The sequence below is a fragment of the Thaumasiovibrio subtropicus genome (assembly GCF_019703835.1).
GTDB classification, from domain to species: Bacteria; Pseudomonadota; Gammaproteobacteria; order Enterobacterales; family Vibrionaceae; genus Thaumasiovibrio; species Thaumasiovibrio subtropicus.
Genome location: NZ_AP023054.1, coordinates 3,078,955 through 3,094,793 on the forward strand (window position 1 = coordinate 3,078,955; position 15,839 = coordinate 3,094,793).

The window sequence follows — 15,839 nt, forward strand, 5'->3', positions numbered from 1 at the left end:
AAATGGTGTGGTTGTGAAAGCAACGGCAACATAAAAGACAATTCCCCCTTAGTTCAGTCGGTAGAACGGCGGACTGTTAATCCGTATGTCGCTGGTTCAAGTCCAGCAGGGGGAGCCACTTTGAGAAAGCCTCAGTCGAAAGACTGAGGCTTTTTTCGTTTCTAGCTTTTAAACACTACCCTACTCGCTTCAATCCCCTCTCGAATCAATCCATCACCCAAACGATTAATGCATATAATTACAAGTAAACTACAGATAGGTTAGATAGTTAGAAATGACTTCTATTCCAGACACTGGACTTTATCTTTCACACGAGGTACTACGACAGACAATGCGCTTCCATTCGAGGCAATACCGTCACAAAAAAATTGACCCAGGCACCAATTACTCTCAGTAACCCCATGAAAGACCAGATAAAAATACTAGGATGCCCTATAGTTATACATGCGAGTTATCTTACACACAGATATTGGTAATAAGGCATTGATCAAGTTACATCTTGATAATATTATCGCTAACCTGAATTCATCACATGTCTGAAAAATAAGAAATGACATCAGTTACAGGAATCAAAATTGCCATCGAACGGGTCTGCGTAGGACTTTATGTTCGCCTGCCTCTTTCATGGTCAGATCACCCTTTTCTGCTTAACCAGTTCAAGATAAAAGATGAAGAGCAGTTAAAACTCATTCGTGGTCTCAACATCAACTACCTGTACCTAATCCCTGAAAAAAGCGACTGTGAGCCGTTGCCTATCAGTGCGGCGAAAGAGGCTCGCTCTCCAGCCATTGATGATGCCTCACCTGAAATGGATAAGCTTTGGCAAGAAAAAACGAATCGCATTGAGCGCCTCAAGAACTATAAACGTCAAATTCAGCGCTGTGAAAAGAACTACGAGCGCTCACTTGCCCAACTTCGCTCCGTGGTGACAAAAATAAAGAACCGCCCAGTCACCGCGGTAGAAGAAGCAGACCAGCTTGTTGATAGCATGGTGGAGATGTTACTCAGTACAGAAGAAACTGCCCTTCACCTGATGAATGACAGAGACGACGGCGAGAGCATCTACTTTCATTCGCTCAATGTTGCGGTACTGGCGATGATGCTAGCCAAAGCGGCCAAGATGAATAGTCATGACATTAAAATCATCGGCTTGGGTGCCTTGTTTCATGATATTGGTAAACTCAAAATTCCAACCGCTATCACTCGCAAGACCGATCCACTGACGGACCCCGAACTGAATTACCTCAAGCTTCATACCAAATACGGTGTTGAGCTAGCCTCACTGTCAGACCGTTTTCCTGATGAGGCGCTGCCTATTTTGGAGCAGCATCATGAGCTCATTGATGGCAGTGGTTATCCTCAGGGCTTAAAGGGTGACGATATCAACCCTTACGCCAAACTGGTCGCGGTCGTGAATGCCTATGACAATCTCTGCCACCCTCAGAACCCCAAGAAGCAAAGGACGCCATTTAGCGCCCTTTCGTTCCTGTTTAAGAAACACAAAGAGCAATACCACCCGGAATACCTCAACCTGTTTGTGAAAATGATGGGGGTTTATCCACCGGGCAGTGTCGTGCAATTGAGCAACCAGCAGTTGGGGATGGTCATTTCAGTGAACTCCAATAAGCTCTTATTTCCTAATATTCTGCTTTACGATCCAAGCGTGCCTTCTAATGAAGCGCCGATCTTGGACCTTGAGCACAGTGACATGAAGATTGAGCGAGCCATTCCGCCTAACAAACTTCCTGATAAGGTTTACAACTACCTAAACCCAAGGGTTCGTGTGTCCTATTACTTTGACCCAAATAGTTAATCGTATAGGCAAACTAAAAAGGCGACCAAATGGTCGCCTTGAACTTTTCTCTCAATACGCCTTATCAATTAAACAATCGCTGAATAAACCCTCCCAATGGGTCATTGCAAGCGTCTTTGAGCTCACCGTCTTTATCCCACACAGGCAGTTCCATCTTGCCACGGCAGTCCAACTTGAGGCGACCTGACTGCTGTTTTGTATACTTAGCCGTACTCAACTGAGCTGGCCAACTGAGCTGAAGACGTTCAGGCACTCGACGTTCTAGATAGCTCTGGTATAAACGCAAAGCACCGCTCGAACCAGTCAGTCCAGTATCGCTGTTATCATCTTTACCTATCCATACCGTGGCAACTTCACGCCCATCAATGCCCACAAACCAACTGTCTCTGTTGTTATCTGTGGTCCCGGTTTTGCCAGCCAAGGCTGCCCATGCGTATTGGCTATGTAGGCGCCGTCCTGTACCACTCACAACAGCGTGCTTCATCGCAAACGTCGTCAACCATGCTGCCTGCTCAGGTACTTGCTGTGAGGCTCTTGGCCAGAACTGATAAAGTACATTCCCTTCTATGTCCGACACCGCTCTCAACGCGGTTAAGGGGGCTCGCTGGCCACCGCTTCCGATGGTTTGGAACATCTGAGTGGTTTCATACGGCGTTAAGCTAACACTGCCGAGCAACATCGCCGGCACCGTCGGGATCTCAGCGGCGGGTGCGCCGAGCTCTGTCATCGTCTGCTTCACTTGCTCCAACCCAACAGCCATCCCTAAGTTGACCGTTGGTACGTTTAGTGAGCGCGCTAACGCCTGATACAAGGGCACCTCACCGCTAAACTTACGATCGTAATTACGGGGTTGCCAAACAGAGCCTTGGCTTCCCTTTAACTGAATCGGTTTATCGTCTAGCGTTGTGCCGAGATGATAACGACTTGGATCGGCAAGCGCACTAAGGTAGACCGCAGGTTTCACCAAAGATCCTATTGGACGACGAGCGTCTAGCGCACGATTGAAGCCCGCATAACCTGGGTTTACCCCCCCGATCATCGCGCGAATTTCACCTGAACGGCGATCCGCCACGACCATCGCGGTTTCCAGGTTTTTCCCCAAGTTTGGCACCATCTGCCGAACGGCTTGCTCTGCAGATTGTTGTGACAACGGATCTAAGGTACTAAACACGCGTAAGCCAATGCCGGGTTCAAAGTTATCCCCCACATGCGTATTGATCTCGCGACGCAGTTGTTGGAAATAAGCTGGCTGACGCGACGCGATGCGCGCCTGAGATTGCACATCCAAACCACGAGACACCGCTTGCTCATACTCACCCGCGGTTAAATTGCCATTCTCCAACAGCAGCTTAAGCACTAAATCCCGACGTTGAGTAACACGCTCTGGGTTCCGCCAAGGGTTGTAGTAAGAAGGCCCTTTGACAACCGCGACTAACATCGCCAGTTGATCAACACGCAGCTCTTCTAATGGACGGTCAAAATAGAGACGCGCCCCAAGCCCAAAACCATGAATCGCGTCTGCCCCACTCTGCCCTAGGTAAACTTCATTCATGTAGGCTTCAAGAATACTGTCTTTGCTGTAGCGATAGTCGAGAATGATCGCAATGTACGCTTCGCGCAGCTTGCGCCATAACGTCCGCTCACGACTCAAGAACATATTTTTGGCCAACTGTTGAGTCAGGGTACTTCCCCCTTGCACTGTGCGGCCTGCTTGCACATTCACCAACATCGCACGAACAATGGCGAGCGGGGAAACACCATCGTGATGGTAAAAGTCTCTATCTTCAGTAACCAGCAGCGCGTCAATCAGCACTTCAGGCAATTGTTCTCTTGGGACAAACAAACGCTGCTCTTCACTACGTGACTCCAGCATACCCAGCATTTTTGGTTCGATATTAATGAAACCCAGCTGCCCACCCTGCCCGACACGCTCTATTTTTTGAAGACCGCTATCATTGAACGTCAACATGATATGACGCTCAGGGTCAAAGCCTTCCACAAACTCAAAGGGTCGACGGATCATTTCAATGCGAGTCGATGACGCAGAGTATTCGCCCGGACGGCGCGGCGTCGCCACTTTCTGATAGCGCAGTACCTCTAGTTCTTTGAGCACTGCCGCGTGGGAAATACTCTGGCCCGGCTGAAGCGTTAACACACGACCATAAACCACAGAGGGGAGATGCCACAGTTGGCCTTCAAACCGATCACGAATCACACCATCAAGATAGATACCCACCACAACCAACACAGCAATTGCCAGTAAGCTCAGCTTCACGGTGAATCCGAATAGCCAACGCCCCCAGCGGCGCGACGGCTTTGTTTTAACTGTGCGTTTTTTCGTTGCGCGGCGTTTTCTGGTTGTCGTTTTGGTTTTCGCGCTTGTTCTTTTTTTTGCGGGCGATTTTCTTTCGGCCATGGCCTTTTCCGTGCTGGTTGAAACTGAATAAAAATGTGATCCTAAAAAACACTTAGGAACGAAAAAACAACGAGAAACAGTCGCAGGCTACCGCAACATTGCATCGCGTATGTCAACGAACAGACAAACTAAAACGATCGCCTTTACTTACTACTAAAGTGGCGCTTCGTTTTCGTCGTTGCGACATGTGTCGCTGGGTCATCAGGCCAAATATGTTTTGGGTAACGGCCTTTCATCTCTTTCTGCACGTCTTTATAACTACCTCGCCAAAATGCAGCAAGATCCTGGGTGACTTGCAAAGGTCGCTGTGCTGGCGACAGTAGTTCAACCACCAGCGCAATCTGTCCATCTGCGATCATGGGCGTGGCCGCTTCACCGTACATCTCTTGCATTCTGACAGACAAAACTGGCGCACTAGTCTCTGAATAACGTAACCGAACGTTGGAGCCTGTCGGCACGGCATAGTGTGTTGGCAGTAACTGATTCAAAGACTTCACCGTATCCCAGCCCAGATGCGCTTCTAGGGCACTGTAAAGGTCAATGCTCTGCACGGCTTGCCATTGGGTGACACCTTGCAAGAAAGGCAGCAACCACATGTCTGCAGCGGCAAGTAACGCGTTATCACTCAAATCCGGCAGCGCTATGGCAAGGTTGATGGCCTGCGCAGATTGCAGCTGCGCCGCATAACGCGCGCGTCGCACTAAGCACTCGGTGCGCTTGTCCCACGGTAATGACGCTAAGCCTTTGCGCTGAATCGCATGCAAAATCGCTAAGCTCGACTGCTCTGCCGTCGGCGATGGCAGTGCTTTTTTGGATATGACTAGCTTACCGCAGCAAGTCTGCTTCTCCGCAATCAGCTTTCCACGCTTGTCATCCCAATCACACCACTCGCGCTCGATAATTAAATGAGGTAACCGCTCAGCGACAAGCGTAAGATCGATTTCAGCACCGCTAAACACTTTGGCATCACCCTGTCGAGTACGCATCATATCAGCAACGACAATCGCTCCATGCAAGGCTAACGGATCGCTTTCATCAACAACGGCCCCCTGCCCTCCGGAAAGTGCGAATCGCCCCCCCTGGCCGCGAGACTGTCCAATACGATCCGGATACCCAGCCGCCAATAACAGGCCGACCCATTGAGATTCAATCTCTCGGCCGAGTTGGATACCCATTTTCCCCGCCCACTGCTTCGCTCTTTGCCAGTGACGACGGTGACCTTGCGGCTTGTCTGCGAGCTGAACGATTTGACGAACCAAATCTGCGCCTGTTTGCCCTCGTAATGGGGTTTCCAACAGCGCCAAAAGGTATGCGGCACAACGCATCGCTGCGTCACCCCACTGCTGTGCATAAACCATCATAAGACCATGGCGAGGCTCACCTCCAACCGTCACGACCTTTTGCCCTAATGTCGACAGTTGTCCGTTATCCTTCGAGATCCCCGCCCATTGCAACCAAGCCTGCGCTTGACTGAGGTTGCCTCTTGGCGGCGCATCAAGCCAATGTAAACTCTCTCCGTTAACGCATCCCCATTGCAGTAACTCCATCGCAAGTGGGGTTAAATCACTGCGAAGAATCTCAGGGATGGGCTGAGGCGGCTGGCTTTGCAAGCTAGATTCACTGTATAAACGCACACAGATACCCGCTTCTAATCGCCCTGCACGCCCTGCGCGTTGCTCTGCTGAAGACTGCGCAATTCTGCTGACGTCTAGTCGATTAAGCGCGGCCTTAGGATCCCAATGTGATGTGCGCTCTAACCCGCTATCAACAACTAACCGTACGCCCTCAATCGTCAAACTGGTTTCGGCAATATTTGTCGCCAATACGACTTTACGCCGGCCGCGTGACGCGGGCATGATCGCCGCTTGTTGCGCCGTTGCCTCTAGCTGGCCATAGAGTGGACAGATATCAACATCATCACTCACGCAATCCATCAACCTCTCATGCAACTGCTTTATTTCACCAACGCCAGGTAAAAAAACCAGCATTGAGCCCGTTTCACTGCTGAGCAAAGCGCACACCGCATTTGCTATCGCTGCGTTTGGGTTAACGCCACTCTCGATAGGTTGATAGCGCATTTCCACAGGAAAACTCCGCCCTTCTGACACGACATAAACAGCCTCAGGCATTAACGCCCGAAGTGCGGAGTCATCTAAGGTGGCAGACATCACGACAAGACGCAGGTCTTCACGCAGTGCGGCTTGAACATCAAGGCAAAGCGCCAGTGCCGTATCGGCATGCAGACTACGTTCATGAAACTCATCAAAAATGATGCAACCCACCCCATCGAGTTCAGGCTCACTCTGTACCATGCGGGTCAAGACACCTTCTGTCACAACCTCTAGCTTGGTTTTTGCGCTAGTGAGCGTCTCGCCACGCACACGAAGACCGACGGTCTCGCCTACCTTTTCACCCAACTGACTCGAGAGAAACCGGGCAATGTTGCGGGCAGCCAATCGACGAGGTTCCAGCAATATAATGCGATTCTCTGGGGAAAACTGTGCCATTAAATGCTGCGGAAAGCGGGTTGATTTACCGGCCCCTGGTGGGGCTTTGAGAATCACTTGCGTCTGTTGTTGAAGAGATGAGAGGAGTACTGGCAGTACTTCGTCAATGGGCAGTGCCGGCTGGGACATGCAGAACTCGCTTTGGAATACACTGTTTAACGTTTGTGGCAAAGTGTACCATCAAACGATGAATAAAATCTGTTTCCCCAACCTCCCCAATCATAAGGGGTTCGGGGCAGGAAAGAGAATGAAAGAGAGTCCAGTATGAAATTTAACGCGCCACTGCAATCCGCAACCTTACTCAAGCGCTACAAACGCTTTCTCACCGATATTGAACTCGATGATGGCACCACACGTACTATCCATTGTGCTAACACAGGTGCGATGACAGGTTGTGCCGAACCCGGCAACCAAGTCTGGTACTCCACCTCTGACAACCCAAAACGAAAGTACCCAAACAGTTGGGAAATTTCAGTGACACAAGCAGGGCACTGGATTTGTGTCAATACAGCCCGCGCCAATACCGTGGTTGCGGAAGCGATTGCAGACGGCAAAGTTAGCGAACTGTCACACTATGCAACAATAAAAACAGAAGTTCGCTACGGCCAAGAAAACAGCCGTATCGATATTCTGCTAGAATCAACCGATAACTTGAAATGCTATGTCGAAGTCAAAAGCGTGACTTTGCTTGAAGGCAACCAAGGCTATTTCCCAGATGCGGTGACGCAACGTGGCCAAAAGCACCTCAGGGAATTGATGGAAATGGCGCAACAAGGACACAGAGCGATAATTTTTTTCGCTGTTTTGCATTCAGGCATTGAAAAAGTGTCACCGGCACACCATATAGACCCGGCATACGCAAATTTACTTGAACAAGCGGAAAAAGCTGGCGTAGAAATACTGTGCTACAACGCCGATATCACCCCCGAGGGGATTAGCCTGTGCAAGCGCATAAATTTTCATCACTAAGTGGATTTTTATGTTGCTTTAATCACAGAGACTTTAATATCGCGTGCAACAGAATTGCCACTCAGTTTCCTTTCTGCTATAGATACCGCCCTACTTAACCAGTGACGGTTAGAAGGTATATTAGGAGAAGCTATATGCCAGAGAGCAACGCTAAGAAATCGCTAGGAATCCTGGCTATTGCTGGGGTGAATCCTTACCAGGAAAAACCAGGTGAGGAGTATATGAATGAGGACCAACTGGCGCACTTCACAAAGATCCTCGAAGCATGGCGTAACCAGCTTCGTGAAGAAGTTGATCGTACTGTTCACCACATGCAGGACGAAGCAGCCAATTTCCCTGATCCTGTAGACCGAGCTGCGCAAGAGGAAGAATTCAGTTTAGAGCTTCGCAACCGTGACCGCGAACGTAAACTGATCAAAAAGATCGAGAAGACCCTTCAAAAAATTGAAGATGACGACTTCGGCTTTTGTGAATCTTGCGGCATTGAAATCGGTGTTCGTCGCCTTGAAGCGCGTCCAACTGCAGATCTCTGCATCGACTGTAAAACGTTGGCAGAAATCAAAGAGAAGCAGATGGCAGGTTAATCCTACTGCATTCACACCAGAAAAAGGGAGCATTGCTCCCTTTTTTAAGTTTATACCATGACATTATCTCAATCTTACATTGGCCGATTCGCCCCTTCACCTTCAGGCCCACTCCATTTTGGCTCTCTTCTCGCAGCCTTAGGCAGCTATCTGCAAGCAAAAGCGCAAAATGGTCAGTGGTTAGTGCGTATTGAAGATCTCGATCCGCCACGAGAAATGCCCGGCGCATCTGCCGATATACTCCGTACACTTGAGGCTTACGGGTTGCACTGGGATGGCGAGATCATCTATCAAAGCCAACGTCATGGCGCTTATCAGGCGCAGATAGAGACATGGTTAAAAGAGGGTATCGCCTACGCTTGCCAATGTTCCAGAAAGCAGATCAAAGAAGTGGGTGGCTACTATCCAGGGACATGTCGAGATCGTCATTTGCCACAAGGCGATACGGCAATCCGTTTGCATCAACAACATGTGATCACCTCTTTTGAAGATCAACGTTATGGCACAATGACAATCCCAGAGAAGCTAGCGCAAGAGGACTTTATTATTCGCCGCCGAGATGGCCTATACGCGTATAACCTCGCGGTAGTGCTCGATGACATTGCGCAAGGGGTAACGGAAGTCGTGCGCGGTGCTGATCTTATCGAGCCAACAGGCCGCCAAATAAGCCTCTACCGCTTACTCGGTGTGCCAGAAGTGAAATACCTGCATCTTCCACTGGCTGTCACACAGGAAGGGTATAAACTATCAAAGCAGAATCAAGCACCTGCTATCGACAGGCAACAGCCGATTCCTGCTCTTCGCGCGGCGATGGGTTACCTTGGACTACCCGTTCATGAAGCACCAGAAACAACATCGCCAGAAACGCTACTCGCATGGGGAGTCGAACGTTGGCACAGTGATGTTTTACCTAACAGACTAGAAATAACTTACCCCGAATAAGTTGCGATACCACGCCTTTAGGTAGAGAAACATTCTCAAAATCGCACCTTTAAGGTATGATTTGCCGCTGTTCGCTACCCAGAGATACAAAATACGAGGTGTATTATCTTAAATCGAGTTGCCAGTTTTTGCCGTAAGGTACTGAATCGCAACGAAGAAAACCTACCAACACAGGAGCTTGCTGTGCAGGTGATTCCGCGTCAGGACCATGGTATTTCACGCAGTGACATCAGTGAAAACGCACTGAAGGTACTCTATCGCCTGAATAAAGCAGGCTTTGAGGCCTATTTAGTGGGTGGTGGTGTTCGTGATCTCTTACTCGACACAAAACCGAAAGACTTTGATGTAGCGACAAATGCGACACCGGAAGAGATTAAACAGCTTTTCCGCAACTGCCGTTTGATTGGACGTCGATTCCGTTTAGCGCATATTTTGTTTGGCCGTGATGTCATTGAAGTCGCCACACTGCGTGGGCACCATGATGAGAAGGCAGAACAAAAGCAGGTCTCAGCGCAATCCAAACAAGGCATGCTGCTGCGTGATAACGTTTACGGCACCATCGAAGAAGATGCCGAGCGCCGTGACTTTACCGTCAACGCGCTTTATTACAGCATTGCTGATTTTACCATTCGAGATTTTGTGGGCGGCATTCATGATCTTGACGATCGTGTCGTTCGCCTCATTGGTGATCCAGAAACCCGTTACCGTGAAGACCCTGTGCGTATGCTACGTGCCGTTCGTTTCGCGGTTAAACTCGACATGGACATTGAAGAAGCCACCGCAGATCCGATAGAGCGTCTCGCGCCTTTACTGCGTGATATTCCCGCAGCTCGCCTCTATGAAGAGAGCCTAAAGCTACTGCAATCGGGACAAGGTCTTGAAACCTACCGCATGTTGCGCGATTACGGTCTATTTGAACAGCTTTTCCCACTGATTGGCGACCACTTCACCGAAGATAGACGCAGTCAGTGTGAGCGCATGCTTGAGCATGTGTTGGCATCAACCGACCGCCGTATCGCAGAAGACCAGCGTATCAACCCTGCCTTTTTATTTGCAGCGATGCTTTGGTATCCGTTGACGACACGCGCAGAAGAGATGGCCTTCACCAGTGGCCTTGCGTTTTACGATGCCTTCTTAGTTTGTGCCAATGATATCCTCGATGAGCAAGTACGTAGTACCGCAATTCCACGTCGCTTTACGGCGATGATCCGTGATATCTGGCAAAACCAACTACGCCTGTCGCGCCGTGCAGGCAAGCGCGCATTCAAACTACTTGAGCAGCCAAAGTTCCGAGCATCTTATGATCTGCTTGAAATGCGCGCCGAGTTTGAAGCGAAGGAGACGCGTGAGCTAGCCGATTGGTGGCGCGCTTTCCAAAGCGCTGACCGCGTTAAGAAGCAAAAAATGGTGCAAGTCATCAATCAAGGTGGCCCAGCCAAGAAACGTCGTCGTCGACCTCAGCAACGACGCAAAAAGAAACCGACCTCTGGAAGTGAAGCATGATTGCTTATATTGCCATTGGGAGTAACTTGGGCAAGCCAGACCAAAAAGCGCTGGCTGCCATCGAAGCGCTGAAACAGGCAGAAGGAATTTCTGTAACAGCGGCTTCGTCACTCTACAGCAGCAAACCTATGGGTCCGGCCGACCAGCCGGACTACATTAATGCGGTTGTCGAGATCACCACAACTCTTGACCCAATTCGTCTCTTAGATACTACGCAAGCCATCGAACTTGAGCATGGCCGCGAGCGCAAAGAAGAGCGATGGGGACCAAGAACTTTAGATCTGGATATATTGCTCTATGGCGATCGCGTCATTGATGAGCCTCGCCTCACTGTCCCACACTATGGGATGAAAGTGCGAGAGTTTGTGCTTTATCCACTCGCCGAAATCGCCCCTGATTTGACCCTGCCTGACGGTAGTCGCGTACAAGCACTACTTACTCAGGTTGATCGTAACGGATTAACGGTATGGTCTGCACCTGTCGAAGGCACAGCGTAGTCTTATCAGGCTTTGGGAGAAATTATGAAAAAAATTACTATCAACGACCTCCTTGCTTGGAAAAAAGAGGGTCGTAAGTTCGCGTCTGTCACGGCTTATGATGCTAGCTTCGGTAAGTTATTCGAAGAGCAAGAGATGCCTGTTGTTCTTGTCGGTGACTCACTGGGCATGGTATTGCAAGGTAAAGCTGATACCTTGGATGTCAGTGTTGAAGACTTAGCTTATCACACACGTTCTGTGCGCGCGGGCAATAGCCAATCGCTCTTAATGACAGATATGCCATTCATGAGCTACGCCACCCCGGAAGAGGCATGCCAGAATGCGGCAACGCTCATGCGTGCGGGTGCGAATATGGTGAAGCTAGAAGGCGGTGCCTTTCTTGCTGACACCGTGAGAATGCTAACAGAGCGCGCTGTGCCCGTTTGTGCGCATTTGGGGTTAACCCCTCAATCCGTCAACATCTTTGGCGGTTACAAAGTGCAAGGGCGCGACCATGATGCCGCAGAACAGATGGTAAAAGATGCTATTCTGCTCGCCAAAGCAGGCGCACAAATCATTCTATTAGAGTGTGTGCCGGGTGATCTCGCAGAGCGCATAACCCAAGCCGTAGATGTCCCTGTGATCGGCATTGGAGCGGGTAACAAAACCGATGGTCAAATCTTGGTCATGCATGATATGTTTGGAATATCAGCCAATTACATGCCTCGCTTTTCGAAAAACTACCTTCAAGAAACGGGTGACTTACGCACAGCCGTAAGCCGTTACATTGAAGAAGTGCAGCAGGGTAGCTTCCCAGGTCCAGAGCATACATTTTAATAAGGATGCATGATGCAAACATTTTCTGATATCGCGTCGCTACGTGAACAGATTAAGTTGTTAAAGCAGGAAGGCAAGCGCATCGCATTTGTCCCTACAATGGGAAACCTTCACGACGGTCACCTTACTTTAGTCCGCACTGCTCGTGAAAATGCCGATGTGGTCGTCGCCAGTATTTTTGTTAATCCAATGCAGTTTGACAAAAGCGACGATCTTGACGCCTACCCGCGCACATTAGACGATGATTTAACCAAGTTAAGTCAAGAGAGTGTTGAACTTGTCTTTACCCCAACACCGGACATCATGTATCCAGACGGCCTCGATAAGCAAACGTATGTCGAGGTGCCAACCTTAGGGCGCATTTTAGAGGGTGCCGCAAGACCGGGGCATTTTAAAGGCGTGTCTACTGTTGTCACAAAGTTGTTCAACATTGTCAGTCCTGATGTCGCTTGTTTTGGTGAAAAAGACTACCAACAACTGGCGCTCATTCGCCAAATGGTCATCGACATGGCAATGGACATCGAAATCATCGGTGTTCCGACCGTGAGAGAGATGGATGGCGTAGCCATGAGCTCACGCAATGGCTACCTCACTGTCGATGAGCGTCAACGCGCTCCGGTTCTCTCTAAAACCATGCGCTGGATCAGTAGCCAGATTCGCGGCGGCCGTAATGACTATGCCGATCTGATTTTGGACGGAAAAGATCAGCTACGCGCTGCAGGATTAGAACCCGATCAGATCGATCTCGTCGATGCCAAAAGCCTTGCACCGATTGATGAGAACACGACGCAAGTGGTGATTCTTATTGCTGCTTTCCTCGGTAAAGCGCGTCTCATTGACAACCAAGTCGTCGATCTACCTGAGCCGAAAGACGCTACTGCTGACGAAAGCGAAGAGTAGCCGCCAACGCCAACAATCAAAAAAGCCCTGCACGGCTATCCTGTGCAGGGCTTTTTCTATACTTGAAGTGTCTTGAGTAGTTCGAATCCACTTACGATTGTTCTTCGCGCTTAAATACCCATTCAGTCGCTGTCGAATCAGCTTCACTGTAATAGTAACCCGCCACATCAAACGCTTTAATGGCTTGGGGATCCTCGATACGGTGGTCAACAATGTAACGCGCCATCATGCCGCGCGCTTTTTTAGCGTAGAAGCTAATTACCTTATAGACCCCATTTTTACAGTCTTTAAAGACAGGCGTGATCACTTTTGCGTTCAGTTGTTTTGGCTTCACCGCTTTAAAGTACTCGTTAGAGGCAAGGTTAATCAACACCGCATCTTCACTTTCCCCACGTTCCTTGTAGAGCGCATTAAACTTATCTGTCAGGGTGTTGCCCCAAAACTGATACAAGTTGGTGCCTCTAGGGTTCGCTAGTTTAGTGCCCATTTCCAAACGGTAAGGCTGCATCAAATCTAAGGGCTTCAACAACCCATACAGGCCAGACAAGATACGTAAATGATCTTGCGTCCAAGCAAAATCTGCTTCGCTCATGGTCTCAGCTTCTAAGCCTGTATAAACATCACCTTTAAACGCGAGCAGCGCTTGGCGTGCATTATCCGAGGTTACCGTCTCTGACCACTCTGCAAAACGTGCGGCATTTAAACCAGCAATTTTATCACTCACCTTCATTAGGCTTGAGATATCGGCTGGGGTCAGTGTACGACACACTTCAATTAGCTCAGCAGATTGCGCAATGAACTCTGGCTGACTGGTTGTTGTTGTCGCAAGCGGCGAGGTATAGTCCAACGTTTTCGCTGGTGAGACCACCATGAGCATATCGACTTCCTTACTTTCTCTTTTTCGTTATAACAAAGCGTATCAAAACTCTGCCTGTTGAGGCCAACGGCTATTTTCTATTGCTGCCATCGGTTTTTCCTTGTCCACCTTTTGCCGGCCCCCAAACAGACTCATCAATTTGGGCGTAAAGTTCAGGGTAGGCAGAAGGGTCAAAGTGCGGCACTTTACCACGAGACCATTGAGACCAGTAATCATTCGCTAACTTAACGACCGTACCGGACAACAAAAACAGGGCTAGCAAGTTAACAATCGCCATCAACCCCATCGATGCGTCAGCCATAGTCCATACCGTTGGCAGAGAAGCAATCGAACCAAACCACACCATAAAGAGCACCCCAACACGAAATAGCATCAAGGCGACGCCACCCCGTTTGCCGAGGAACAAAAAGTTAGTCTCCGCATAGGCATAATTCGCCACCACAGAGGTAAAGGCAAAAAACAGGATGGCGATGGCAATAAAAGTGCCTCCCCAACTTCCTACTTCTGCAGTTAATGCGCGCTGAGTCAACTCAATTCCTGAGACCTCACCGCCAGGCACAAACTCGCCTGACAATAAAATAACCGCCACGGTCGCAGAGCAGATCACTAACGTATCGACAAAGACCCCAAGCATTTGAACATATCCTTGCGAGGCAGGATGCGGAGGATAGGGGTCAGCCGATGCGGCCGCATTGGGCGCTGAGCCCATACCCGCTTCGTTTGAAAACAAGCCACGTTGCAAGCCATTTATCACCCCTTGCGCAATGGTATAGCCCATTGCACCTGATGCCGCTTCATTCAACCCAAAGGCACTACTCACGATCAACATAATGATCGAAGGGACCTCAGTAATGTGCGTCGCAGTGATGTAAAAAGCGATACCCACATAGCCAATTGCCATAAAAGGAACAATCACTTCCGTTGTTCGCGCAACGGCTTTCAAACCGCCGAAAATCACCACACCAGCAGTCACTACTAGTAACACCGCTACCCATTGTTCAGACCAGCCAAAAGCGAAATAGAGCGCTGTTGAGATAGCATTAGCCTGCACAGCGTTAAACACTAAGCCAAATGAGATAATCAGGAGGACAGAGAACAGAATGCCCATCCAACGCATACCCAGGCCATGCTCCATGTAATACGCTGGCCCTCCTCGGAAAATACCTTGCTGGTCTCGCGTCTTATAGAGCTGTGCCAAACTGCTCTCTGCAAAGGCTGTCGCCATCCCCAAAATAGCAATTAACCACATCCAAAAAATTGCGCCAGGGCCACCGAGTGTCAACGCAATCGCGACCCCGGCCATGTTCCCCGTCCCAACACGTGCAGCCAACCCTGTACACAAAGATTGAAAGGGCGAGAGGCCTTGAGCACTATGACGTCGACTGTGCTTCATAACGGTAAAGAGGTGACGGAAGTGACGGATCTGTAGAAAATTCAAGCGCCACGAAAAGTAAAGCCCCGCGCCTAGCAGCAGATAAATCAGCACAGATCCCCAGAGGAGATCTTTAAAAAAGCTCATATATGACGCCAAGTTACCGCTCCTTTTTACTAAATGACTAGGCCAACTATCCATTGAGATGTGGCAAGTATACCTGAAGCTTGGCAAGGCATGATCTTTCTCGTAACAAAAACCATCACGTCGCGCTAAATTAGCATTGTGTGATCCTATTCTTGCTTGAGCATAAATAATTCATCCAATGGCAACATATGTGAAACAAGTCAATTTTATTTTTAAATCGTTTTGATATTAAAACTATGACCTTACACGTAAGAAGAGGTGGCTTATGGATAGCTTCGCTTTTGACAATTATGAGACAGTGGAACGCCCGCAACGCGGCACTCGCAGTAAACCTCAGAAACGAAAATGGCGTGAAATAGAGGCTTTGAAGGACAAACAACGCTTACGTAAAGAACTGATGGAAATTGACCAACTCGGTGATTTTTCATTAGATGATGTCGATATTTAACCCTTAACCTACAGACGAAATGCAACACTTCCCGAATAGCAATAAACG

General features: G+C 49.2%; 13 protein-coding genes and 1 tRNA gene. 10 read left to right on the plus strand and 4 right to left on the minus strand.

Annotated elements, in window-relative coordinates; all coding sequences use genetic code 11:
* Positions 1 to 42 precede the first annotated feature (42 nt).
* Positions 43 to 118: transfer RNA gene (locus TSUB_RS13765), tRNA-Asn, on the plus strand.
* A gap of 432 nt (positions 119 to 550) precedes the next feature.
* Positions 551 to 1,813 (plus strand): cyclic di-GMP phosphodiesterase, encoded by a 1,263-nt coding sequence (locus TSUB_RS13770; protein ID WP_087022051.1) that lies wholly within the window; start codon positions 551 to 553, stop codon positions 1,811 to 1,813.
* A 64-nt stretch (positions 1,814 to 1,877) separates the two neighbouring features.
* Here the strand turns inward: TSUB_RS13770 and mrcB are convergent, their stop codons facing one another.
* Positions 1,878 to 4,229, minus strand: coding sequence for a penicillin-binding protein 1B (gene mrcB / locus TSUB_RS13775; RefSeq protein WP_087022054.1), 2,352 nt, complete (start codon positions 4,227 to 4,229; stop codon positions 1,878 to 1,880).
* 143 nt (positions 4,230 to 4,372) lie between these two features.
* Positions 4,373 to 6,865: an ATP-dependent helicase HrpB gene (gene hrpB / locus TSUB_RS13780; protein WP_087022057.1), complete on the minus strand. Its 2,493-nt coding sequence runs from the start codon at positions 6,863 to 6,865 to the stop codon at positions 4,373 to 4,375.
* Positions 6,866 to 7,000: 135 nt separating this feature from the next.
* Between hrpB and sfsA the strand changes: the two genes are divergently transcribed.
* The 7 genes from sfsA to panC all read left to right on the plus strand — a co-directional run bounded on the left by sfsA (position 7,001) and on the right by panC (position 12,947).
* Positions 7,001 to 7,705 carry a DNA/RNA nuclease SfsA gene (sfsA, locus tag TSUB_RS13785; RefSeq protein WP_087022061.1) on the plus strand — a complete coding sequence of 235 codons (705 nt, stop codon included), beginning with the start codon at positions 7,001 to 7,003 and terminating at the stop codon, positions 7,703 to 7,705.
* Positions 7,706 to 7,839: 134 nt separating this feature from the next.
* The gene (gene dksA, locus TSUB_RS13790; RefSeq protein WP_087022064.1) at positions 7,840 to 8,289 is read left to right on the plus strand and encodes an RNA polymerase-binding protein DksA; all 450 of its coding nucleotides are present in this window, start codon (positions 7,840 to 7,842) and stop codon (positions 8,287 to 8,289) included.
* Positions 8,290 to 8,346: 57 nt separating this feature from the next.
* Entirely contained in the window at positions 8,347 to 9,231 is an 885-nt protein-coding gene (gluQRS, locus tag TSUB_RS13795) for a tRNA glutamyl-Q(34) synthetase GluQRS (protein WP_087022067.1), read from the plus strand.
* A 105-nt stretch (positions 9,232 to 9,336) separates the two neighbouring features.
* On the plus strand, positions 9,337 to 10,734 hold the full coding sequence (pcnB, locus tag TSUB_RS13800; RefSeq protein ID WP_414718384.1) for a polynucleotide adenylyltransferase PcnB: 1,398 nt from the start codon (positions 9,337 to 9,339) through the stop codon (positions 10,732 to 10,734).
* Positions 10,731 to 11,231 (plus strand): 2-amino-4-hydroxy-6-hydroxymethyldihydropteridine diphosphokinase, encoded by a 501-nt coding sequence (gene folK, locus TSUB_RS13805; RefSeq protein ID WP_087022072.1) that lies wholly within the window; start codon positions 10,731 to 10,733, stop codon positions 11,229 to 11,231. Before pcnB ends, folK begins: the two co-directional genes overlap by 4 nt.
* A 24-nt stretch (positions 11,232 to 11,255) precedes the next feature.
* Positions 11,256 to 12,047, plus strand: coding sequence for a 3-methyl-2-oxobutanoate hydroxymethyltransferase (gene panB, locus TSUB_RS13810; RefSeq protein ID WP_087022075.1), 792 nt, complete (start codon positions 11,256 to 11,258; stop codon positions 12,045 to 12,047).
* Positions 12,048 to 12,059: 12 nt separating this feature from the next.
* A complete protein-coding gene (gene panC, locus TSUB_RS13815; protein WP_087022078.1) occupies positions 12,060 to 12,947 on the plus strand; it encodes a pantoate--beta-alanine ligase in 888 nt (295 codons plus the stop codon).
* A gap of 91 nt (positions 12,948 to 13,038) precedes the next feature.
* Here the strand turns inward: panC and yaaA are convergent, their stop codons facing one another.
* The gene (gene yaaA / locus TSUB_RS13820; protein ID WP_087022081.1) at positions 13,039 to 13,824 is read right to left on the minus strand and encodes a peroxide stress protein YaaA; all 786 of its coding nucleotides are present in this window, start codon (positions 13,822 to 13,824) and stop codon (positions 13,039 to 13,041) included.
* Between the two features lie 70 nt (positions 13,825 to 13,894).
* The gene (locus TSUB_RS13825) at positions 13,895 to 15,355 is read right to left on the minus strand and encodes an alanine/glycine:cation symporter family protein (protein ID WP_087022083.1); all 1,461 of its coding nucleotides are present in this window, start codon (positions 15,353 to 15,355) and stop codon (positions 13,895 to 13,897) included.
* Between the two features lie 253 nt (positions 15,356 to 15,608).
* Here TSUB_RS13825 and TSUB_RS13830 point away from each other — a divergent pair, with 253 nt between their 5' ends.
* The gene (locus TSUB_RS13830) at positions 15,609 to 15,791 is read left to right on the plus strand and encodes a DUF3545 family protein (protein WP_087022087.1); all 183 of its coding nucleotides are present in this window, start codon (positions 15,609 to 15,611) and stop codon (positions 15,789 to 15,791) included.
* Positions 15,792 to 15,839: the final 48 nt, after the last annotated feature.

Excerpts from the sequence above, each read along its gene's own strand:
- TSUB_RS13770 (WP_087022051.1), top strand. The coding sequence starts at position 551 with ATGACATCAGTTACAGGAATCAAAATTGCCATCGAACGGGTCTGCGTA.
- mrcB (WP_087022054.1), bottom strand. The coding sequence starts at position 4,229 with ATGGCCGAAAGAAAATCGCCCGCAAAAAAAAGAACAAGCGCGAAAACC.
- hrpB (WP_087022057.1), bottom strand. The coding sequence starts at position 6,865 with ATGTCCCAGCCGGCACTGCCCATTGACGAAGTACTGCCAGTACTCCTC.
- sfsA (WP_087022061.1), top strand. The coding sequence starts at position 7,001 with ATGAAATTTAACGCGCCACTGCAATCCGCAACCTTACTCAAGCGCTAC.
- dksA (WP_087022064.1), top strand. The coding sequence starts at position 7,840 with ATGCCAGAGAGCAACGCTAAGAAATCGCTAGGAATCCTGGCTATTGCT.
- gluQRS (WP_087022067.1), top strand. The coding sequence starts at position 8,347 with ATGACATTATCTCAATCTTACATTGGCCGATTCGCCCCTTCACCTTCA.
- folK (WP_087022072.1), top strand. The coding sequence starts at position 10,731 with ATGATTGCTTATATTGCCATTGGGAGTAACTTGGGCAAGCCAGACCAA.
- panB (WP_087022075.1), top strand. The coding sequence starts at position 11,256 with ATGAAAAAAATTACTATCAACGACCTCCTTGCTTGGAAAAAAGAGGGT.
- panC (WP_087022078.1), top strand. The coding sequence starts at position 12,060 with ATGCAAACATTTTCTGATATCGCGTCGCTACGTGAACAGATTAAGTTG.
- yaaA (WP_087022081.1), bottom strand. The coding sequence starts at position 13,824 with ATGCTCATGGTGGTCTCACCAGCGAAAACGTTGGACTATACCTCGCCG.
- TSUB_RS13830 (WP_087022087.1), top strand. The coding sequence starts at position 15,609 with ATGGATAGCTTCGCTTTTGACAATTATGAGACAGTGGAACGCCCGCAA.